The 19,988-nt window shown below is 58.9% G+C and carries 21 protein-coding genes and 1 pseudogene; 13 read left to right on the forward strand and 9 right to left on the reverse strand.

Features of this window, described 5'->3' with window-relative positions; genetic code table 11:
- Positions 1–79: 79 nt before the first annotated feature.
- Complete coding sequence (istA, locus tag AC1DE4_RS15280) at positions 80–1,363, forward strand: IS21 family transposase (RefSeq protein ID WP_477881941.1); 1,284 nt, start codon at positions 80–82, stop codon at positions 1,361–1,363.
- Positions 1,363–2,163 (forward strand): IS21-like element ISSme2 family helper ATPase IstB, encoded by an 801-nt coding sequence (gene istB, locus AC1DE4_RS15285; RefSeq protein ID WP_477881943.1) that lies wholly within the window; start codon positions 1,363–1,365, stop codon positions 2,161–2,163. The genes istA and istB overlap by 1 nt, the downstream gene beginning before the upstream one ends.
- Before the next feature lie 55 nt (positions 2,164–2,218).
- Here the strand turns inward: istB and AC1DE4_RS15290 are convergent.
- The 3 genes and pseudogenes from AC1DE4_RS15290 to AC1DE4_RS15300 form a co-directional block, all read right to left on the reverse strand.
- Positions 2,219–3,746, reverse strand: a pseudogene (locus AC1DE4_RS15290) (IS3 family transposase).
- An 852-nt stretch (positions 3,747–4,598) separates the two neighbouring features.
- The gene (locus tag AC1DE4_RS15295; protein WP_477881945.1) at positions 4,599–5,321 is read right to left on the reverse strand and encodes an SOS response-associated peptidase; all 723 of its coding nucleotides are present in this window, start codon (positions 5,319–5,321) and stop codon (positions 4,599–4,601) included.
- 14 nt (positions 5,322–5,335) lie between these two features.
- Entirely contained in the window at positions 5,336–5,728 is a 393-nt protein-coding gene (locus AC1DE4_RS15300; RefSeq protein WP_477881947.1) for a hypothetical protein, read from the reverse strand.
- A 309-nt stretch (positions 5,729–6,037) separates the two neighbouring features.
- On the opposite strand from AC1DE4_RS15300, the gene AC1DE4_RS15305 reads away from it, so the two are divergent.
- Positions 6,038–6,367 carry a hypothetical protein gene (locus AC1DE4_RS15305; protein ID WP_477881981.1) on the forward strand — a complete coding sequence of 110 codons (330 nt, stop codon included), beginning with the start codon at positions 6,038–6,040 and terminating at the stop codon, positions 6,365–6,367.
- A 169-nt stretch (positions 6,368–6,536) separates the two neighbouring features.
- Here the strand turns inward: AC1DE4_RS15305 and AC1DE4_RS15310 are convergent, their stop codons facing one another.
- Positions 6,537–6,839: a DUF982 domain-containing protein gene (locus AC1DE4_RS15310; protein ID WP_084659703.1), complete on the reverse strand. Its 303-nt coding sequence runs from the start codon at positions 6,837–6,839 to the stop codon at positions 6,537–6,539.
- 130 nt (positions 6,840–6,969) lie between these two features.
- Here AC1DE4_RS15310 and AC1DE4_RS15315 point away from each other — a divergent pair, with 130 nt between their 5' ends.
- Both AC1DE4_RS15315 and AC1DE4_RS15320 read left to right on the forward strand, forming a co-directional pair.
- The gene (locus tag AC1DE4_RS15315) at positions 6,970–7,179 is read left to right on the forward strand and encodes a hypothetical protein (protein ID WP_025660285.1); all 210 of its coding nucleotides are present in this window, start codon (positions 6,970–6,972) and stop codon (positions 7,177–7,179) included.
- 1,175 nt (positions 7,180–8,354) lie between these two features.
- Positions 8,355–8,543 (forward strand): hypothetical protein, encoded by a 189-nt coding sequence (locus AC1DE4_RS15320; protein ID WP_477881949.1) that lies wholly within the window; start codon positions 8,355–8,357, stop codon positions 8,541–8,543.
- 387 nt (positions 8,544–8,930) lie between these two features.
- On the opposite strand, the gene AC1DE4_RS15325 is transcribed toward AC1DE4_RS15320, so the two are convergent.
- Complete coding sequence (locus AC1DE4_RS15325) at positions 8,931–9,302, reverse strand: transcription termination/antitermination NusG family protein (RefSeq protein WP_477881983.1); 372 nt, start codon at positions 9,300–9,302, stop codon at positions 8,931–8,933.
- A 311-nt stretch (positions 9,303–9,613) separates the two neighbouring features.
- Here AC1DE4_RS15325 and AC1DE4_RS15330 point away from each other — a divergent pair, with 311 nt between their 5' ends.
- Entirely contained in the window at positions 9,614–9,832 is a 219-nt protein-coding gene (locus AC1DE4_RS15330; protein ID WP_477881951.1) for a DUF982 domain-containing protein, read from the forward strand.
- A gap of 474 nt (positions 9,833–10,306) precedes the next feature.
- Here the strand turns inward: AC1DE4_RS15330 and AC1DE4_RS15335 are convergent, their stop codons facing one another.
- Both AC1DE4_RS15335 and AC1DE4_RS15340 read right to left on the reverse strand, forming a co-directional pair.
- A complete protein-coding gene (locus tag AC1DE4_RS15335; RefSeq protein WP_477881953.1) occupies positions 10,307–10,825 on the reverse strand; it encodes a GNAT family N-acetyltransferase in 519 nt (172 codons plus the stop codon).
- Between the two features lie 217 nt (positions 10,826–11,042).
- Positions 11,043–11,231 (reverse strand): hypothetical protein, encoded by a 189-nt coding sequence (locus AC1DE4_RS15340; RefSeq protein ID WP_192240995.1) that lies wholly within the window; start codon positions 11,229–11,231, stop codon positions 11,043–11,045.
- 157 nt (positions 11,232–11,388) lie between these two features.
- Here AC1DE4_RS15340 and AC1DE4_RS15345 point away from each other — a divergent pair, with 157 nt between their 5' ends.
- The 5 genes from AC1DE4_RS15345 to AC1DE4_RS15365 are packed head-to-tail and all read left to right on the forward strand — an operon-like array spanning position 11,389 to position 16,209.
- Positions 11,389–12,534, forward strand: coding sequence for an extracellular solute-binding protein (locus tag AC1DE4_RS15345; RefSeq protein ID WP_477881956.1), 1,146 nt, complete (start codon positions 11,389–11,391; stop codon positions 12,532–12,534).
- An 11-nt stretch (positions 12,535–12,545) separates the two neighbouring features.
- Entirely contained in the window at positions 12,546–13,424 is an 879-nt protein-coding gene (locus tag AC1DE4_RS15350) for an ABC transporter permease (protein ID WP_477881958.1), read from the forward strand.
- Between the two features lie 20 nt (positions 13,425–13,444).
- Positions 13,445–14,248, forward strand: coding sequence for an ABC transporter permease (locus AC1DE4_RS15355; protein WP_477881960.1), 804 nt, complete (start codon positions 13,445–13,447; stop codon positions 14,246–14,248).
- A gap of 37 nt (positions 14,249–14,285) precedes the next feature.
- Positions 14,286–15,365 (forward strand): ABC transporter ATP-binding protein, encoded by a 1,080-nt coding sequence (locus AC1DE4_RS15360; RefSeq protein WP_477881962.1) that lies wholly within the window; start codon positions 14,286–14,288, stop codon positions 15,363–15,365.
- The gene (locus AC1DE4_RS15365) at positions 15,358–16,209 is read left to right on the forward strand and encodes a glycerophosphodiester phosphodiesterase (protein WP_025660296.1); all 852 of its coding nucleotides are present in this window, start codon (positions 15,358–15,360) and stop codon (positions 16,207–16,209) included. Before AC1DE4_RS15360 ends, AC1DE4_RS15365 begins: the two co-directional genes overlap by 8 nt.
- Here AC1DE4_RS15365 and AC1DE4_RS15370 read toward each other — a convergent pair.
- Complete coding sequence (locus AC1DE4_RS15370) at positions 16,200–17,045, reverse strand: inositol monophosphatase family protein (RefSeq protein WP_025660297.1); 846 nt, start codon at positions 17,043–17,045, stop codon at positions 16,200–16,202. The genes AC1DE4_RS15365 and AC1DE4_RS15370 overlap by 10 nt on opposite strands.
- Positions 17,046–17,194: 149 nt before the next feature.
- Positions 17,195–17,782: a L,D-transpeptidase gene (locus AC1DE4_RS15375; RefSeq protein WP_025660298.1), complete on the reverse strand. Its 588-nt coding sequence runs from the start codon at positions 17,780–17,782 to the stop codon at positions 17,195–17,197.
- A gap of 396 nt (positions 17,783–18,178) precedes the next feature.
- Here AC1DE4_RS15375 and AC1DE4_RS15380 point away from each other — a divergent pair, with 396 nt between their 5' ends.
- Together AC1DE4_RS15380 and AC1DE4_RS15385 are read left to right on the forward strand one after the other, a co-directional pair.
- Positions 18,179–18,973, forward strand: coding sequence for a type IV toxin-antitoxin system AbiEi family antitoxin domain-containing protein (locus AC1DE4_RS15380; RefSeq protein ID WP_025660299.1), 795 nt, complete (start codon positions 18,179–18,181; stop codon positions 18,971–18,973).
- The gene (locus AC1DE4_RS15385) at positions 18,960–19,895 is read left to right on the forward strand and encodes a nucleotidyl transferase AbiEii/AbiGii toxin family protein (protein WP_477881965.1); all 936 of its coding nucleotides are present in this window, start codon (positions 18,960–18,962) and stop codon (positions 19,893–19,895) included. The genes AC1DE4_RS15380 and AC1DE4_RS15385 overlap by 14 nt, the downstream gene beginning before the upstream one ends.
- Positions 19,896–19,988 lie beyond the last annotated feature (93 nt).

Here is a 19,988-nt window from a genome sequence, read left to right on the forward strand (position 1 = left end):
TGCTGTCGGGCGAAATGAGAAACTGACCCCCTAACGAAGCGAAGAACTGACCCCCTCGTGTCAAAACGAGGAGAGTTGGATGACGAGCGAGATTTTATTGCATCCTGCATTGTCGCGAACGATGCAGGGCGGGGATATGCTTCAGGCTGATGAGGTGGTGGCAATGTTGCGACTACATGCGCTTGGTTGGGGTGCCAAGCGGCTGTCTAGGGAATTTGGATGTGCGCGCAACACGGTTCGCCGATATTTGCGGGAAGGCGGCGTCTCGCCTTTCAAGAAACCTGCTCGGCGCAGTTCGTTTGACGGGCTGGACGATTGGTTGCGAGAACGTTTTTTCCGTCATGACGGCAATGCGGATGTAATCCGCCAGGAGTTGGCGAGCGAGCACGGAATTGTCATCGGCCTGCGTTCTGTAGAGCTTCGAGTTCGGCAGTGGCGACGGGAGTTGAAGGCACAGAAGCGTGCGACAGTTCGGTTCGAAACTCCACCAGGTCGCCAGTTGCAAATCGACTTTGGCCAGACGCGCGTATGGATCGGCGGTGAACGGCTTCGGGTGTACGTGTTTGTCGCAACGTTGGGTTACTCGAGACGCATACATATCCGAGCCTCGTTGCGAGAGGGGCAAACCGACTGGTTCGAAGGAATGGAAGGTGCGTTCCTTCGATTTGGTGGCGTTCCCAACGAGGTGTTGCTGGATAATGCGAAGCCGCTGGTCGAGCACCACGATGCGGTCAGCCGGGAAGTGCGGTTCAATGCGCGATTGCATGCCTTTGCTCGTTACTGGGGCTTCACCCCACGAGCTTGCGCACCATATCGCGCCCGTACGAAGGGCAAGGACGAGCGCGGAGTCGGCTACGTCAAGAAGAACGCGATCGCCGGTCGCCGGTTCGAGAGCTGGGCGTCGTTCGAGGCGCATCTGGCCCGGTGGATACGCGAGGTTGCCGACCAGCGTGAACATGGCACGACCGGCGTAGCGCCGACGGAGCGCTTTGCTGCGGAGGCGGACGCGCTTCGTCCGCTGGCTGGTCGCGCACCGTTTGGACAATTACGCGATCTCGTGCGCAAAGTTCAGGCCGACTGCGCGATAGACCTCGACACGAACAGCTATTCGGTACCTTGGCGCCTAATCGGCGAGAGCGTTCAAGTCGTTGTGCTGGCAGGCCGTGTGATCATCCGTCACGCGGGCCAGGTAGTGGCCGATCATGCTCTCTGCCAGGGACGGCGACAACGCATCGTGGACCGGTCCCATTTTGTTGGCGTCGCTGGTAGCGAAGGACTGGTGCGCACTCCAGTTGAGATAGCGCCAGCCGCCTTGCTGCGGCCGCTCGCCGAATACGAGGCGGTTGTTGGAGGAGGCTGGTGATGACGAACGTGGATCACGACCTGCTCATCGCAACACTCGATCGACTGAAACTGACGGCGATCCGCGATCAGCTCGACACTCTGCTTGACGAGGCGGCCCGCTCGAAGATGAACTTGTGCGAAGCTCTGGCATTCCTGGTATCGCGAGAGATCGCCCGGCGCGATGAGCGGCGCATCTCCATGTCGAGCAAGCTGGCGCAGTTCCCGTTCGTGCGCGAACTCGACGGCTTTGAGTTCGAGGCGCAGCCGTCGCTTGATCATGGCCAAATCAGGGAACTGGCGACCTGCCGCTGGATCGCTCACGGCGATACGGTGCTATTCCTTGGGCCTCCTGGTACCGGTAAAACCCACCTTGCTGTCAGCCTTGGCCGCGAGGCGATACGTCAGAACTACAACGTGCAGTTCGTGACCGCTGCCACGTTGGTAGCGATGCTGGCCAAAGCACACAACGATGGTTCGCTCGACAAGCAGTTGACGATCTTGTCGCGGCCGAAATTGCTGATCATCGACGAGCTCGGCTATCTTCCATTCGAAGCCAACGCCGCACACCTGTTCTTCCAATTGGTCTCTCGGCGCTACGAGAAGGGATCAATCCTGATCACTTCCAACCGCTCTGTGGGAGAATGGGGAAGCGTCTTTGGTGACCCCGTGGTCGCCACGGCGATACTGGACCGCCTGCTTCATCATTCGACCGTGATCACCATCCGAGGCGACAGCTACCGGCTTCGCGAAAAGCGCCGCTCCGGCCTTCTGCAGAAGGCCGGAGCGGCGCTTGAACCAAACGAAACGACCAATCAATGAAGGGGGTCAAATCTTCGTTTCGCCCAAGGGAGGTGCGGACGAATTCTTGGACTGCCTATGCTACAATTCCGAGGTTCCGGCGGTATTCCGAGGGGCTCAGGCCACCGAGTGAGATTTTGATGCGATGCTGATTGTACCACCGGATATAGGAATCTACCTGCTGCATGAAGTCTTCAAGCGTCGTGTTGATCCAGTTGCGATGGTAGTACATCTCATTTTTGAGCCGTCCGAAGAAGCCCTCGCAGGCCGCGTTATCCGGTGAGCATCCTTTGCGTGACATGGACCGGGCGAGCTGAGCATTGTGTATGCGCGACAGCCAGCCAGGCCAGCGATAATGGGCACCCCGATCAGAATGCACGACGGGTCGCTCGGAACTATCGCTGATCGTTTCGATTGCGGCATCAAGCATGGTATTTACGAGTTCGGCGTCCGGACGCGTGCTAACAGACCAACTGACCACCAGCCCGTCGAAGCAGTCGATCATCGGCGACAGATACACTTTGCCCGCCGGCAACTGGAATTCGGTGATATCGGTGAGCCATTTCTCGTTTGGCACCGCAGCGTGGAAATCACGATTGACCAGATTTTCCGGCGCGGCGTCCAGTTCGCCTTGATAAGAGGTGTACCGACGCCGCTTCACCGTAGCCACGACAAGCTGTTCCTGCTTCATCAGGCGGCGTACGACCTTTTCGGAGACCTGTTCTCCTCTTCTGACCAGTGCCGCATGAATACGTCTGTAGCCATAGCAATTACGATTGGTTTCGAAGAGCGTCATAATGGTCTGGCGAAGCTCTGCGTATCGGTCATCGAGGGAAAGCAGAGACCGGTGATAGAAATAGGAGCTGCGGGCAAACTCAAGCCGCGTGAGGAGTTGGGGTAATGCATATGTTTGTCGCAGGGCATCAACCAGCAGTGTCTTTTCCCGATTTGCCAGGAGCCGCAGGTCGATGCCCAGATCTTTTTTTATGAGTTCGTTGGCCTTCGTTAGCAGGTCATGTTCGAGTTGCAGGCGCTGCACATCTCTGCGCAGCGCCTCGAGTTCGCGCTCCAGTTCGTCACGGCTGGCTGTCGGTGGTAAATCGCGGCGGCGTGTCATGGATGCAGGAACCTCACGACCGAGTTGCTGGTTTTTCCAGTTGTACAGCGTCTGCCGGCTGACGCCTACCTCCTGAGCCAACGAGCGTGCACTCTCACGACGAGAGCACAAATCAATCGCAGCCGTTCGCTTCTGTTGGTCCGATCGGGGCGTAACGGTTACGATGTTGCCAACAACCCGCCGCCTGGCGTCGGGATCATATTCATCGATCCAGGCCGAGAGGGTAGCCAAGCGCCTTCATCGTCCATGCCAGGCAACGGCCATGGCTCAGATAGTGCTCGACGGCAATCCGCTTCTGCTCATCCGAATACCGTTGTTTGGTGCGTACATAACCCGCCGCCAAGACGTGACCACGTTCGTACTCGCTACACCAATGCTTGAGAGCATTCTTCGTCGGGTAGCCCAACTGACGGATCGTGACCTTCGCGCGTTTGCCGAGCTTGATGTAGAGCTGCACGGCCCTCATGCGGTCTTCGTACGAATACATGAACTATCTCCTGTTAGTCCAAGAATTCGTCCGCACCTCCAAGGGGTCAATTCCTCGCTTCGCTTGACACATGCTGATTGGATGCTTTCGCAGCCATGACGTTGTGGTGCCCCGACCTAAATTCCGGCAGAAGTGGGAGATTCCGGGAAGGGGTCCAGCCGACCACGGAACCTCCCTGTCGCTCCATGGGAGGCAGACACAGAAAAATTACACCAACCACTAATATCAGTCATCGACAAAATACACGCCGGAACCTCAGTGTTGTGGTTCGAGCGCTCTCGCTGCGGGTTGCGCTATGAGGCCGGCTCCGGAAGCTCCGAGGGGTTTGCACACGAGGGGCGTGCCGGAGCATTCCGGTGTCCGGTGGGGTTGGACGGCACAAGTTATGCGGGATAGGGCTGGCTTGAACAGTCGGACAAAGGTCCTGAAGCCACCAGACCCGAGTCCGATCCATCTCGGACTTAGGTCCGATGTTCAGGAACAACGCTAATGACGTATTAAGACCGAAGCGTGAGACACCGCCTTACCAACGTCTATGCGCAAACCGGAATGGGAATAAGACATGAAGAAGCTCGCTATCGCAGCGCTGGCGTTCGCGACTACGCTGTCAGCGTCGCCGGCATTCTCTCAGATCTACTTTGAGTATGGCACCGGCCCTCGCTACTACGATGATCCGCCAGCCCCGCGGTACTATCGCCATTCACCACGCTACGTGTACGATGACGACTACGATGGCCCGGGGTATCGCGACGCCCAACGCTGCTGGACACAGAGGTACTACGGATACCGCCACGGCCACCGGGTTGTGCGATACAGGAACGTCTGCGACTAGGCGCTGGCCCGGCCCCTCGATCAGATCATCGTCGGTTCGGGATCAGGGTCGATCTCGTCGATGATGTCCGCCGTATCGTTCCTTGGCGAGCCGACCTTTCTGTCGACCGGCCACATCTTCATCAGTTCGGCGGGGAAGGGCCTCATGAGGTCGTCCGGGTCTGGCTCCGGTGATAGCCACCGGTCGTAATCGCCTCGATGCAGGATGACGGGCATTCGGTCATGGATTGTCGCCATCATCTCGTTTGGTGGGCACGTAATGGCCGCGAAATTGTGGATCTCAACGCCGGTGGTTGGATCTCGCCATGTGTCCCATATGCCGGCGAGCGCGAATGGGCTGTCATCGGCCATGGCAATCGCGTAGGGCTGCTTGTTCTTGCCCGTCCCGTAGATGTCCTTCCATTCGAAGTAGCCGTTGATTGGCACGAGGCACCGACGTAATCGATACGCCGACTTGAACAGGCCATTGGTGGCGATGCCCTCGCGGCGTGCGTTGATCGGAGGCGGTCGGCCTCCCGGCTTCATCCAAGACGGTTGGAGGCCCCAACGAGCTGAAACGAAGACCGGCCCCATGATATCAGGCTCGCGCACCATGTCGCGAATGATGATCGGATAGTAGAGGGAAGGGGCGCCGTTATACCTCGGGAACTGGTTGCTGAGGCTCCCGACGTCACCGCGGTCGGCGAACGCGAAGTTCTGCAGCATCTCCTCGAGAGTTGCCTTGATGTAGATGCGTCCGCACATTCCCAAACCTCCCTTCAGTCTCGCGACAAATGCCTCACCATCAAGAGGGCGCCCTTGTGCCCACACTTGCAGCGCATGAGGCCGGCGAGTTGAGCGAGCGTCAATCCCTTCCCGACCTTCTTCTGTATCCCCCAGCGATCGATAGGCTTCCGGCGGTTGCACTCCAGACATAGCGCAAACAGCGCCTCATACTGCGCCAGTTCGCCGAGTGCTCTTTCGTGATCGGCCTTAGGCGGCGGCACCTCGATGCCCAGCATCTTCTCTGCCGAGCTGTCGTACCTTATCGCGCACTTGTCATTGAATGGTGCGTTGGGTCCGCGCTCGCATCCGAATTCTCGAGCGAAGTCATAGCGAAGCTCAGGCAACGCCTTGTTCCCGTAACGGGCGAGGGCACCCGCGGCGGGCATCGATCCGCTTCGTTGGCATTTGGTGCAGGAGTACCGGAGTTCATGCCCCGATGAAGTCGGACGGGTGATAGACCATGCGCATAGCGCCTCTCCTTGAAGAGGTTGCCGACAGCCGCATGCCGATGGGTTTGGGGTTCGCACCCGCCCGAGCGCGGAGTTGAAATGGCGTTGAGCGCTCAATGCGTCAAGTTCATTCACCACTTGTCTCCAACGCCAGCATAAGAAGCCAGCCGGAGTTCAACGAGCAGCCGTTCATCGGAGGTTAATACCCATTCCCTCAGACTCGCATCCCGAAAGGATGTTCCGATGATGAAGAAGCTCATGCCCTCACTCGCCGCCATGATCATGGCTGGATCGTTCGCCCTTCCGGTTGACGCTGCGCCGATCGTTGTGCCAAATGCAGTACCTTTGCACGCCACTGACGTCGAGCAGGTCAAACACCGCGGCCACGGAAATGGACATGCGTACGGCCACTATAAGGACCGGCGCTACGCCTATCGCGATTGCCGGTATTACGGGTCGTGCTACCGTCCACGGTACTACGGCCATCAGCGGTATTACGGTTATCCGCGATACGGCTATCGCGACTACTACCCCTACCATCGCAGGTCCGGTGTGGGCGTGTATTTTAATTTCTAGCTATCGAAACCCGTCGGCCGCGAATGCCGGCGGGTTTCCTATGCGATGCGCGCATGCTGCGACCTTTTCACCGATCGATAAACTCCCCGCCCGCAACGCTGCGGGGTTTTTTTATGGGATCAGCGGAGTGCTCAGGGTCAATCTGATAATCGGCCGGCTGCTTTCCTGCTCAGGCGATCCTGAATATGACCTTTGCTTCAATGGCTGCCGCAAGGAATGCGGACTGGGCCTCTTCCTGTGTCACCGCACCGCTGATCGCTCCTGCGCAGGCTTCCAGTGCTAAGACGAAAGCAGTGCCGCTTACGACCGGCCAATTCGTGAAAAGAATATCAAGGGCTTCAGTTGCCGATGTGATCTTGTGGGATTTGCGGTTGCGCTCAACGATTACGATGACCCATCCCGGTACCGACACAAAGTCTCCGATTCTGCGCGAAAGAAATAGCCAACTGGCGTTACACAGCTCGCTGCCCATTCTGTGAACCCGCTCAGAGACATCTTGTTCCCCTTACGTCGAATGAGGCGTGGGTTTGTTGGACCAGATGCACGGCACGGTCCGATTGAGAGACCCTCAGCGCTCTTGCCATTGTGTAAGGAGCGTTACCATGCAATTCCCCACCTTCATCACATTGGAAAGCGTAGAGGTTGAAGTCCTCCCCTCCGTCGTCAACGCACGGCAAGGCAACCAAACGGACCCGAAGAGTGAGTGCGCCGGCGCTGTAACCGCCACAGCACTCGACCTGATAGAAGCCGGCTTCAGGACGCGCGAAAGCCTGTCGATGGCGCTTGCCAACGCACCGCACCCTGGGGCTTAGCGCATTGGTCGGTTGATTCGATGGAACGGCGGCATCCCGAGTACGTGCATTTTTATGGGTTGCTTGTAAAATCCCGGTGTCTGCCTCCCATGGAGCGACAGGGAGGTTGTGCGGTCGGCTGGACCCCTTCCCGGAACCTCCCCCTCCGCACACTCCAGGGTTCATCAACGGCGTATGCAAGGGCTCCGTCTCGTCCTGGGGCAGGTACGACGACCACCGTTTGGTTGCCCGGCTGGCTCACCGAGGCGATCTGATCAACGTTGATATAGAGCGGCTTTCCGACAAGGTCGGGGCAGGGCCGGAGGAAGTGGCAGACGCCGTTTTCCGATGGATCGAGCAATACATAGACCTCGGTATCTCGAGTGGGGGCAACTTGTGGAGTGCTCCCGACCCGGATTTCCTTCGACTTGTCTACTATGCTCTGCAAGTGGCGTTTCCCGCTGCAGCGACATTAATTGGTCTGGAGATCAGGCGTCTGTTTCGGCGCTCCCGGCCACAGCAATAAGACCTGGCGTTACGAGCCGAACGGTACAGCCGCAATCGACCCTTCACCCGCCGCCCTCGGCTGTCTATGCTATTTCAGCCGGTTAGCGGCCTTGTCACAAGCATCACGGTCAGATCCATGCATTTTGATGATGCGTTGTGCATCGGACGTGGCGATGCCGTGCTTCTCTGCAAACGTTGCAACGTGGTATGGTTCACGCCCCGAGAACCCCGGATCGGCTTTGCCGCGTCGCGGTCTTTGGTTTGACACTACGGCCTCCTTATTGCGTGGACGTAGAACAGGCGACTGTATTTCGCCTCTGCATACCTTACTTCTTCTTCAAGCCGCTTTGGCTATCCTTGACCTGAGAACCTAGAGTGGGCGGGGCGCTTTTGGGGGCAGCCTTGTCCTTTTTGGGCTTCCTAACTTCCTTGTTGCTTCGTACCTGACCCTTGGCCATTTGCGCAGTCTCCTCGTGAAAACAGACCTAGCTATCATTGGCCGTTGAATAGCAAGAGAAATCGGGGAACTACACCGCGGTTCTCGCGGAGAACGGCGCTGCGCGGCTGAAGAAAATCGTCAATGGTGTCGAGTATGAGATGACCCCGGAGGAAGAGGCGGAATTCATCGCCTCGGGGCCCGTCATGGAGCGGAAAGTAGAAAGCGTTTCCGCTGGGCAGTTCAAGCTACAGTGTCTAGCCGCCGCCTCCTGGAGGAAGTCGACGCTTGGAGCGCTTCGCAGTCCAAGGCAGTTCAGATCGGCTATGCGTATTCCGGATCGTTCGTCCGGACTGAGCCGATGATGGCAGCGGGTTTCGCCGCCATGGGCTTCACGGAGGAGCAGATCGACGCATTCTTCACGGCAGCTGCGTCGCTTTGAGACATGTGGGGGAGAGGCGCACTGGCCTTGTTTGGGGTTCCGCATGGCAGTGCGCCTCTCTGCTTGCGAGCGACTTTGCAAGCCATGCGAAAAATATCGCTCGACGATGAAAGTGCGACGCCTCGTTTGCATTAGTGCGACTAAATAATTTGGGGGAATTAAGAGGTCCGCAGGGGTTCGCGGACCCCCGAGCATTGTTACAGAGGCCGAATTTGGGCCACGCCCATAAGAGCACAACCAACCATCCATCGCACGTACTGCAATAGTGGTATCAGAACCTACCGCTAGTGGAAAACTCTAGCGGGATAGGCGTTGCGGCCGACCGAGAGTCGAGTGCGGCGTTCCGGATCTTGCGGCTAGCTCTTGATGCAGCCTTCTTGGCCTCCATCATCTCCCGATCAACTTCCTCCTGTCGCATGCGTGAGGCCCTTTCCAGCAGGTACTCCTGGTCGTCTCCCAGACCATGTATCGGGGGCGATCAATCACTTCTCGCTGGAAGCTGAACGGCTCTGGGGCTTCGCCGTAGGTCCGGCTGTACTTCAGACGTTTCCCGACACCCTCCACGGCCTCGACCGGGACGAACCGCTGTGTCGGCAGGTTGACGAATACATAGCCGGTGAAGATCGGGAAGCGGCGCACGATAAACTTCTTGTTCCGATGATGCTTCACTACGATCCGGTAGGTCGGCATGAAGGATTCGAAGCCGGCATTGGCAAGATTGCGCTCGATAAGGCTCAGGCTAGGCGCCCTCTCCTCAATGACAGGTGCGGATGGTCAGCGCTGGGACCCTGGCGCGGCCTTGATCGCAAACCACAGGTCGGCCTCTGGCTTCCACTGGCCGGACTTGCCTTCGTCACGGCGTGCCGCTCGGACCTCAGTTCCTCGGCACGCGTCTCCTTCGCCAACTGTCTTCCTTGTACGGGTTGAAGGCTCGATTGAGGGTCTGCATGTTCAAATCTTGATATCCTTCAGCTTGTCGACGATTGAACCAAGGTGGCCGCTACCCATCTATCGGGAGGCGGAGCGGATGCCCGATACCCCCGATACCCCCTCATGATTGGAGAGCGGCCATGTTGGTACACCGATGGGAGAAGCCCCTTGTGCTGGGAGACGGCCGCATTCGTATTGTCGTCGGCTCCCCAGAGGAGGCACTGACATGGCTCATCCATGAGCCGAACCAGAGCACTGCCAAGTGGCAACGAGCATGGAAAGCGTGCCGGGCCGTCGTAGAGGGCCGGATGAACGCTGAAGACGCCAAGTCCGCCGTTAGGCTCGCTGCTGTGCACTGAGTCATTCGCGCTCCGGTGGCGCTCAGGATCCTGTAACAAAAACTCAGGGGGAGTGTTAAGATGCTGTTCAGAGGTCTGAGGAAAATGGAACAGCCACCTTTCGATGCGTTTCGTTACGGCCTGGCGTCGCTCCTCGTGCGTCGCCCGCATCTACGATGCCAGGCGTCAATTGCTCACTGGTGGACCTACGAACTTGAGAATTACGCTTTCGCGATCAGGGCTAGAGACAGGTTCAGATCGAATGCCGATTACACGCTCACCGCTGAATATGAGACCCTTTGTCGCGACATTGAGGATGAATTGGAAGGCTGCATGACCATCGGGGAGAACCCCTAGTCCGCCATCCGGGCGATGGTGTATGGACCAGTTACTAAGGAATTCTCCAGATATCATAGAGGACAACAACTACGATCCATCGAGCGCATCCCACCGCCACCGAACCTTGTCCAGTGATCGATACCGCAGGGACTCCTGTCATAATCGCCTCGCTTCCCACTCGGGCCGCAATATGCCCATGACTGCCGTGTCCCACCTCTCATCGCCAACCCGGACGGATGACCGCCTTAATCCCTCATGAGAAAAGCCGACTTTGTTGTAGGTTCGGACAGCTGCCGCGTTCCAGCTATATACGTTGAGTTCAGTTCTCTCGATCTCGTCGTAGGAGAAAGCTTGCTTCACCACCGACTCTAATAGAGCGGACGCATACCCCCTTCCGCGAACCTCAGGCGCAATTATGACCCGAGCCACCCGCGCGACGCCATTCTTCCAGTCGAGAGCAAGCTGGACATGGCCCACCAAGGTTTGAGCAACGTCAACCGCCATCCAACACAGCCGTGATGGTGGTGTCGTTTGCCCTTCCTCTACCATCTGCTCAAGTTGATGGTCGCTTAGTGGATAGGTCAGATCAGGTCCGCCCCATTGCACCAGGTCGCGCTCGCTGCGAAGCCAACCGGCGACCGTTGGGAAATGCTCACGCCCGAACTCAATCAGCATTATCATTGCATGCGGTCGCATCTCATAGGACCCTCAAGCGATTCCTGGCGAGGAGTTGTACCACCTTTTGCTGATGCATCGCATAGAGCGCGGCAACTACCTCGTGCTCGGTGCCGACGACCGCATGTTGTCGAAGACAAGAATAGACGATCTGGTCCCCGGCCGCGAAATGCCGCGATCCGTCTTCCGGCTTGAACGCGTGACCGTTCAATCTTATTCAGCATCCGGACATCGCGACGGCGATGCGCAGGGATTTGGCCGGATCGTAGCCGCGGTTCCAATCGGCGATCAAAGTCGTGATCGCATCGTCCCTGGTCCACCCGGTCCGGACCATGCCGCGCTGCCCGTAACCTTCGAGCGCGGCCGACAGGTTTCCGCGTGCCAGATCAAGAGAGGCATCCCCCATCCACCGTTCGCGCTGACTCGTATGATTTCCCTTTCCAAAGGGGATGAGATGGATTGCGCAGCTGTGCAATATTTCTCCTAAATCGGCGCTGCTGTCATGAGTCTGTGACGCGCCGGGCGTAGCACGGCCTTCTACACGCGAGCCAATGGAGAGGGCTATGAACAGACGCGACTTCCTTGTCACCACAACCGCGGCCGCCGGCATGCTGATGCTGCCGCCCCTGGCATCGGCCGCGACAAAGACGATCGATCTCTATAGCGGATCGGACGCGAATATCATCGACTTCTGGAACAACATCGTCCGCCCCGCCTTCGAAAAGGCTCATCCGGATTTGGCCGTGAAGATTACCGACGCCGGTGACAACACCGGTTTGCGCGCGATTGCAGACCGCGCTCTGGCAGCGCTCAAGACGAAGACGGATCCGCAGGCCGATATCTTCGAGAGCTTCGATCCACGTCTTCCGCCGGCGGGCGCTGAAGCCGGTCTCTGGGTCGAATTCTCGGCGCAGAACGTCGAAGGCTTCGGCCACGTCAATCCGCTCGCGTTCGACAACAAGTATTCGCTACCCTATCGCGGCTCGCAGGTCTTGCTTGCATATGACAAGACCAAGCTCGACCCGAAGGATGCACCCAGGAGCTGGGAACAGCTGACGGCCTGGATCAAGTCCAATCCGGGCCAGTTCATCTATAATCGTCCCGACAAGGGTGGCTCCGGCGGAAACTTCGTTCGCCGCGCCATCCACGAAGCCAACGGTCGTGACCCGAAGAAGTTCACGATCGACAACTTCACGGCCGATTACGCCAACCAAGCCGTGACGCCGGCCTGGGCACTGCTCAACGATCTGGCGCCGTCCCTCTACGAGAAGGGCGCCTATACGGCCGGCAACACGCAGTCGATCCAGCTTCTGGCGCAGGGCGTCGTGACGATGACGCCTGTCTGGTCCGACCAGGTGCTGCAGGCGATCTCGCAAGGTGTTCTGCCGGAGACGACCGGTCTCGTTCAGCTGGGCGATCTCGCATTGTGCGGCGGCTTCTCCCGCATGACCCTGTTCTCGAACGGTGCCAACACGGACGCAGCCATGAAGCTCGCCGCCTTCCTGCTGACCCAGGAAATGCAGGAAGCGATCATCACCGAGATCGGCGGTTTCCCGGGCGTATCCTGGGAGCACATCTCGGAGGAGCTGCGCCAGAAGTATGCCGATGTCATCCCGGCGACCATCCCCACCTTCCCGGGCGGTAATTGGGAAACCACCATCAACGACGGTTGGTATCGCAACGTCGCACCGGGTATCAGCCGCTCCTGATGCGCAGGTCAATGTCACTTCCGCTGCTGGCGCGTTTGTCCGCGCCGGCGAGAAGTCAGGGTTGGGTGGGGCTTGGTTTGGTAGCCCTGCCTATGCTTCTCTTGGCTTGGCTGATCATCTACCCGATCCTGTCGGCGGTCGCGAGCACGATCTTCGTTGCGCAGCCGGGTGGCGCATCGGCGATATCCTTCGCCTCCTACCAGTTCTTTTTCAGCGACCAGTATAGTCGTGCAAACCTTTGGATCACGCTCTGGACGACCCTGGTTTGCGGAGTGCTGCTTCTGGCGATCGGCCTGCCGATCGCGCTCTATCTCCGGTTTTCCCGCGGGCCGCTCTCGGCCTATGTGCAAGGGCTTGCCATCTTTCCGATGTTCGTGCCCTCGATCATTCTGTCCTATGCGCTGATCCGTACCATTGGCCCCAACGGCGCCGTCGACGTGTTGCTGAATGCCGTTGGATTGCCGAAGCTGCCGTCACCCTACCTGACGCCGTGGGGGCCGGTCATCGGTCTCGTCTGGGATAACCTGCCGCTCACGGTCCTCATGCTGACGGCCGGACTGGGAAATATTCCAAAGAGCTCCATCGAAGCCGCACGGGACGTCGGCGCTTCGCCGCTGCGCGTCTTCCTGTCGATCATCATGCCGCGGATGGGCAATTCCCTGCTCGTCACCACTTCTTTCGCAATCCTCGGCATCTTCTCGTCCTTCACGCTGCCTTATCTTCTCGGGCCGGCATCGCCGGAGATGATGGGGCCCTTCATGYAGCGGACGTTCTCGGACATGAACGACCCCGTCAACGCTCTGACGCAGGCTGTCATCGCCTTCGGCTTCTGCCTTGTCTTCGGAGTGCTTTACGTGCGTTCGATCGCCCGCAACAGGGGAGGCGTGTGATGCGGCACGGAAGGCTTGTCATGGCTCAGATGGATTGGATCGGCGCCCTGCTGGCATTGCTGCTGACGCTGTTCATCGCTTTGCCGCTCGTTGTCGTCGGAACCTGGGCGTTCAGCGAGGTCTGGCGCTACCCGGCTGTGATCCCCCAACAGTTCGGACTGCGCTATTGGTCGCTGACATTGTCGCGAACCGATGTATGGGATGCCCTTTTTCTCAGCCTTCGTCTGGCGACGACGGTGACCATTCTTTCAGCGGTAATCTGTCTCCCGGCCGCCTATGCCTTTGCGCGTATGAAATTCCCGGGCAGGGACGTTCTCTTTCTGTCGTTCCTGGCGTCGCATGCCTTCCCGAAATTCGGGCTTCTGGTGGCGATCGCCGGGATCTTTCTTCAGATCGGATTGATCAGCACGTTCTGGGGTGTGGTCCTCATTCAACTGGTCGGAACGCTGATGCTGATGATCTGGATTCCCGTGGCGGCTTTCAAGAACGTCGATCGGCGAATGGAAGAGGCCGCGCGCGATGCCGGGGCAACCCCTTTGCGTGTCTTCTGGTCGATTACCCTGCCGCAGGCCGCGCCAACGATCGCTGCGGCCCTCCTGCTGACCTTTGTCGGGACGTTCTACGAAACCGAAGGGGCGTGGCTGATCGGAGCGCCGCAGATCCGCACGATGCCCGTCCTCATGGTCACCTTCATCAACAACCAGATCGTCGTTCAGTATGGCGCCGTCCTATCGGTGATGCTGTGGGTTCCCTCTTTCGTCGCACTGATGTTTGCCCGAAGAGTGGTCGGCACCGGTACCTTCGCAAGGGGGCTGGGAGCATGATGTTCATTGCGGCGGATGGCACCAGGAAGGGCTTCAGATGGCACGTTTGACCATAAAAGGGATATCCAAGAGCTTCGGCGCCACCTATGCGGTCCGCGATGTCTCCCTCGATGTCGAGGATGGTGAACTGGTCTGTTTGCTTGGTCCTTCCGGATCAGGCAAGTCGACATTGCTGCGCATGATTGGCGGCTTCGAACGACCGACAGCGGGAAGCATTCTGATAGATGCAAAGGATGTTACGTCACTGCCGCCGGAAAAACGTCCGACAGGCATGGTGTTCCAAAGCCATGCCCTGTGGACGCATATGGACGTCTTCAACAATATTGCATTCGGCCTCAAGCTTCGCCGCCTTCCCAGAGCCGAGATAAAAGAGCGCGTCGAACAGGCGCTGGCGCTCGTTGGTCTTGCCGACTACGGCAGGCGCATCACCATGCAGCTTTCCGGTGGCCAGCAGCAGCGTGTGGCGCTGGCCCGCTCGCTGGTGCTCGAACCCAAGATCCTCCTGCTCGACGAGCCCTTCGCCAGCCTCGACCAGCACTTGCGTGAGCGGTTGCGTGAGGAGGTGCGGGACATCCAGCAGCGGCTTGGCATCACGACGCTCTTCGTCACGCACGGACAGGATGAAGCGTTGGCGCTCGCCGACCGGATCGTCGTGTTGCGCGATGGCTGCACCGAGCAAATTGCGCCGCCCGATCGCATCTACCGCGAGCCAGAGACCGAGTTTGTCGCCGGGTTCATCGGTTCGATGAACTTCATTCGCACCACGGTCAGGAATGGCATCAGCCAACATGCAGCCTTTTCGCTCCCTGTTCCCGTTGCGGACGGAGAAATCGTACTTGCGATTCGACCGGAAGCATTGTCACTTGTCGCGGCGAACGAGATGGGTACCGGCATCGTTCACCGTAGCATCGATTTTGGCACCCATAAGATCGTCGACGTCGATCTCAGCGACGGAACAAGAATGAAAGCGATGACATCAAGCAACAGTGGCTGGACCATGGGCACGTCGGTGAAACCGGTGGCGGCCGCCTTCAGGGCGTTCCGAGACAACCGGCTCGTTCACCAGTCCGTCGCGGTCCCGACACAGGAGAACAATCGGGTGTTTGGTCATGCTTGAGGGCCGTGGAATTGCGATCGACAGAGCAGGGCATCGTACCTGGCTGAAGTGGCACCGGGGACATCGATTTGCCGGCGACATCTCCTTTACCGGCGCGCGCATCGTGGAAGGCATGGAACTCGGCGCCAGCGTCGAGGTCGATCTGATGCGCTTTGCCGGTGATGGTTTTGCGGTGCTGCACGACGAGACGCTTGATGCCGCGACAACCGGCACCGGGATGGTTCGATCCGCATCCGAGGCTTACCTGCGTGGCTTGCATCTTCGCGATCCTTTCGGGGCGCCGAGCGAACACAAGGTCATGATGCTTGCGGATCTCGGGCACCTGTTGGCTCAGGTCGGCCGGGATCCGAGGGCGGGCTTGCAGCTTGACCTGAAAGAAAATTCGGACGTCATTCGTGACGCCGACATCGCCGCATTCGCTGCGGCTATTTCGCCTGTTGCCGACTCAGTCATTCTTTCAGGCGGTGACTCGCTTGCCGTCGAGCGGCTCTCGCATGCGGTGCCTGACATGGCAATCGGCTACGACCCCTGCCACGACGGCGCCATCGAGCGGCTGATGGAAACACGCGATTTCGTGGGTTTTGTTGCCGGTGCGCTACGAGCCGTGCCGCGCGCGCAAATGATCTATCTCGATCGCCGCCTGGTGCTATTTGCGGATCAGGCGGGCTACGACCTGATCGGCGAATTTCAGGGGGCAGGGCGGCTCGTCGACGCCTATACGATCAACTCCGCCGTCCCTTCCGCATTGCCCGGCGTCAAACGGCTCCTGGAACTGAAGGCTGACCAGATCACGACGGATGATCCGGTCGGGCTGGAACGGCTTCTGATCGAAGATCAGGCCTGAAAGCCTTTGACAAGCCAGGGATGGAGGGCGGGATTGCCGGCAACGATGTCTCCGTTCGCGGTGACGGGTCCACCATCAAACGCCGAGATTTTGCCGCCTGCCTCGCGCACCAAAAGGGCGGAGGCGCCGTAGTCGTGCAGTGACAAGCCATCCTCAAAAAAGCCGTCCAGGCGACCACAGGCGACATAGGCGATCGACAAGGCCGCCGAACCCAGCCGTCGCACGCCCGCGGTTGTGGCCATTAACCGCTTGAGCGCGTTGAAGTACACGTCTTCCGGCACGGCCTTCAGTTGTCCGGGAATCGGCAGGCCGGCCCCTACGAGCACGTCTTCAACTCCCTTCGAGCTCACACACCGGATCCGCTCGCCATTCAAATAGGCTCCGCCGCCGAGTTCCGTGCTGAAAAGCTCATCCAGCATCGCGTCGTAAACGACGCCGGCGACAAGTTCGCCTTCCTCTACGATCGAGATTGTCATCCCGAAATGCGGAATTCCCCAGGCGAAATTTGTCGTCCCGTCGATGGGATCGATATAGATGACAGGCACGCCTTCCTTTGCGTTCCGGTTGCCGACTGCTTCTTCGCCTTTGATCGCGTAGGTGGGAAAGGATCGGTTCAACTCATCGACGATGATGCGCTCGACGGCAACGTCGATCTCGGTCTGATAGTCCCTCGGCGCTTTTGCGACCAATTCGCCATCAAGGCGGCGACGCAGCGATGTTCGCGCTCTGGCACCTCCAAGGAGAACGGCTACCGCCAATGCCGCAAGGCGCGGCGAGGCAGTCGGTGAGATGCGGGATGACACGGGACGGATTTCGGCGAGATTTGGATTCGACATCGTCATGAGGTGATGGCAGAGCCGCATGAAGCTTTGATGACGGGACGTCGACGCCAGCGTTGGCGGTCGTATCAAGGCGCCTCCAAACGCCAGACGTGGACCCTTGAAAAGTTTTGTGTGGCCGACACCCGAACTGGGCGATTGTTATATCACCGCCGGACGATCACGCGTGTTCCCGGACGGACCATCTCGTAGAGCTCCTCGACGTCCTCGCGGTACATGCGAAAGCAGCCGCTTGACGCATTCGTGCCGATCGAGGACGGATCATTGGTGCCATGGATGCGCAGCAGGCCGTCCGCAAGATAAATGGCCCGTGTACCGAGCGGATTGGAAGGGCCGGGACGCACGACCATTGGCAGTCTCGGATTCTTCTGGCGCATGCTGGCCGTCGGTCGCCACTCGGGATATTTGCGCTTCGACGTGACATGCGTCGTGCCGTACCATCGTTTTCCCTGGCGCCCGACCGCAATCGGATAGGCGAGCTGTTCACCTTGAGGCGTCGTATAGACAAGCGTGTGCTCGCGTGTGGCGATGACGATTGTCCCGCCCCTTCCCGTTCGGGGTTGGCGCTGCGGCAACGGCTCGCCATAGTCGGGTGGCGGTCCATATGGACCATACGGATCATAGTAGCCGTAGTCGCCATAGTCACCGTAGTCGTCATACGGACCGTAAATCTGCGCCTCGGCCTGAAAGGCCGCAAACAAAAGCACTGTTGCAAATAGAACCAGGAACTTCATTGTCCGCTATCCGCTTGTTTTGATGCAAGATAACCGCGAAAATCTGTGGCGCCATTGTGGCGGCCGAGTTCCGACGCTACACGCGACGTCGATGCGGAATTGAGGCTTCTTATGACATCCGAGTCTTGTTCGCATGTATTCGAGTCTCTCAAATTTCGAGTCAGACAACCTGAAACTGCCTTTGGTTAGGCTATTGAAGTCGTTGTCAAATTCAACACGCGCTTATCGATGGCCACAGAAGGAAGAACTAGAAACCTAACTCCTCATTTATGGCTCTCTGCCGCTGAAGTCCTCGCCTTTTTGGTTTGCAGATTTTTGCTTTTCCTAAGTCAAACTAAGTATTTTCTGCTCTTTTCAAACTGGCTTTCGGTTTGATTATATGCCATTTTACTAAGTATGACTGAGCGAAAAGCCGGAAAGCTGAACCAGCTGGGGAGAACCCTGCCTGAAGGCCTGCTTGCCGACGCGGCCTGGATGGAGGCGCACGGCTATTCCAGCAGCTTGCGCACACAATACGTGGCCGCCGGGTGGCTGGATCAGCCTGCGCGCGGCACCTTCAAGCGCCCCCTGGGGCAGCTCACCTGGCAGGGAGTGGTCATCTCGTTGCAGACCCTACTAGAACGAGACCTGGTCGTCGGCGCTATAACCGCCCTCGACCTGCAGGGACTGACCCACTATGTGGCCCCGTCGGGCGCGAGCGTCGTTCATCTTTACGGCACGAAGCCACCGCCCGGATGGCTCGCGAAGTTGCCCTTGCGGCAGACATTCCGCTTTCACCGCACTCCGAGCCTCTTCAAGTCAATCCATGCTGCCCCCGATCAGCAGGCGGGGACAGTACGGTTGCTGCGTGAGGACGAACGCGCCTTGACGGTCTCGACGCCCGAGCGCGCTTTCCTGGAACTACTCGACGAGCTTCCCAACCGGCAGAGCTTCCACAACGTCGATATGATCGCCGAGGGGTTGCGCACTCTGAGCCCGCGCCGCCTCAACCTGCTGCTACAGGACTGCCGCAGTATCAAGGTCAAGCGCCTGTTCTTCTGGTTCGCCGACCGCCACAGCCCGTCTTGGCTCAGCCAGATCGACAGGAAGGCAGTCGATCTCGGCAACGGCAAGCGGATGCTCGTCAAAGGCGGACGTCTCGACCCCACCTATCAGATCACCGTGCCGGAGGAACTCAGTGGCTCTATCTGAAACCTATGAACGTCAGGTCGCGCTGTTGATCGCGGTCATGCCTTTCGTGGCGGCGGAGAAGGACTTTGCGCTCAAGGGCGGGACGGCCATCAATCTCTTCCTGCGTGACCTGCCGCGCCTGTCGGTCGATATCGACCTCACATATCTGCCAGTCGCCGATAGGGCGCAGTCGCTCGCCGCCATCGACTCGGCGATGAAACGGCTCGGAAAGACCATCGCCGTAGGCATGCACGGTGCGCGCGTTACAGAGGTCGTCAATCGCGCGGAGAAAATTGTCACGAAGCTTACGGTGCAGACCCGCGATGCCCAGATTAAGATTGAGGTAACGCCCGTGCTGCGGGGCTGCGTTTTCCCCGCGGAGGAGCGAAGCGTCACAGCGGAGACGGAGGCACGGTTCGGTTATGCGCAGACTCGGCTTGTCTCCTTTGCCGATCTCTATGCGGGCAAGATCGTGGCGGCGCTGGACCGGCAGCATCCCCGTGATCTTTTCGACGCAGCGCAGCTGCTTGCCCATGAGGGCATCACCGACGATCTGCGTGCAGCCTTCATCGTCTATCTCATCAGCCACGACCGACCGATCGCGGAAGTGGTCGCGCCGCGGCGGAAGGACATATCCGCTGAATATCTCGAGAACTTTGAAGGCATGACGGCAGAACCCGTCAGCGCCGATGATCTCATCACAGCCAGGGAGAAGCTCATCGCCGAAATTTCGGGCCGGATGCCGGCAAAGCACAAGGAATTTTTGCTAGGCTTCAAACGCGGCGATCCCGACTGGACGCTGTTGGGCGTGCCTGATGCTGCCGATTTGCCGGCCGTACGATGGAAGCAGATCAATCTCGACAAGCTGATTCCGGAGCAGCGCGCGACCCTTGTCGAACGCCTCGCCGCCGCGCTTGAGCGTGCAGGAGCGCCCCGCCCATGACGTACACCGGTTCCGAACGGCGCGCCAGCGCCGTCATCCTTGAGAAGGATAAGGCGGGGGAAGGCATTTCTCGCGCCATCGTCTCAAACTCAG

Source organism: Rhizobium sp. 10N414, assembly GCF_056394785.1.

What these genes read in the sequence shown, in the direction of transcription:
- istA (WP_477881941.1), top strand. Translation starts at nt 80, where the DNA reads ATGACGAGCGAGATTTTATTGCATCCTGCATTGTCGCGAACGATGCAG.
- istB (WP_477881943.1), top strand. Translation starts at nt 1,363, where the DNA reads ATGACGAACGTGGATCACGACCTGCTCATCGCAACACTCGATCGACTG.
- AC1DE4_RS15295 (WP_477881945.1), bottom strand. Translation starts at nt 5,321, where the DNA reads ATGTGCGGACGCATCTACATCAAGGCAACTCTCGAGGAGATGCTGCAG.
- AC1DE4_RS15300 (WP_477881947.1), bottom strand. Translation starts at nt 5,728, where the DNA reads ATGCCCGCCGCGGGTGCCCTCGCCCGTTACGGGAACAAGGCGTTGCCT.
- AC1DE4_RS15305 (WP_477881981.1), top strand. Translation starts at nt 6,038, where the DNA reads ATGAAGAAGCTCATGCCCTCACTCGCCGCCATGATCATGGCTGGATCG.
- AC1DE4_RS15310 (WP_084659703.1), bottom strand. Translation starts at nt 6,839, where the DNA reads ATGGGCAGCGAGCTGTGTAACGCCAGTTGGCTATTTCTTTCGCGCAGA.
- AC1DE4_RS15315 (WP_025660285.1), top strand. Translation starts at nt 6,970, where the DNA reads ATGCAATTCCCCACCTTCATCACATTGGAAAGCGTAGAGGTTGAAGTC.
- AC1DE4_RS15330 (WP_477881951.1), top strand. Translation starts at nt 9,614, where the DNA reads ATGTTGGTACACCGATGGGAGAAGCCCCTTGTGCTGGGAGACGGCCGC.
- AC1DE4_RS15335 (WP_477881953.1), bottom strand. Translation starts at nt 10,825, where the DNA reads ATGCTGATTGAGTTCGGGCGTGAGCATTTCCCAACGGTCGCCGGTTGG.
- AC1DE4_RS15340 (WP_192240995.1), bottom strand. Translation starts at nt 11,231, where the DNA reads ATGGGGGATGCCTCTCTTGATCTGGCACGCGGAAACCTGTCGGCCGCG.
- AC1DE4_RS15345 (WP_477881956.1), top strand. Translation starts at nt 11,389, where the DNA reads ATGAACAGACGCGACTTCCTTGTCACCACAACCGCGGCCGCCGGCATG.
- AC1DE4_RS15355 (WP_477881960.1), top strand. Translation starts at nt 13,445, where the DNA reads ATGGCTCAGATGGATTGGATCGGCGCCCTGCTGGCATTGCTGCTGACG.
- AC1DE4_RS15360 (WP_477881962.1), top strand. Translation starts at nt 14,286, where the DNA reads ATGGCACGTTTGACCATAAAAGGGATATCCAAGAGCTTCGGCGCCACC.
- AC1DE4_RS15365 (WP_025660296.1), top strand. Translation starts at nt 15,358, where the DNA reads ATGCTTGAGGGCCGTGGAATTGCGATCGACAGAGCAGGGCATCGTACC.
- AC1DE4_RS15370 (WP_025660297.1), bottom strand. Translation starts at nt 17,045, where the DNA reads ATGTCGAATCCAAATCTCGCCGAAATCCGTCCCGTGTCATCCCGCATC.
- AC1DE4_RS15375 (WP_025660298.1), bottom strand. Translation starts at nt 17,782, where the DNA reads ATGAAGTTCCTGGTTCTATTTGCAACAGTGCTTTTGTTTGCGGCCTTT.
- AC1DE4_RS15380 (WP_025660299.1), top strand. Translation starts at nt 18,179, where the DNA reads ATGACTGAGCGAAAAGCCGGAAAGCTGAACCAGCTGGGGAGAACCCTG.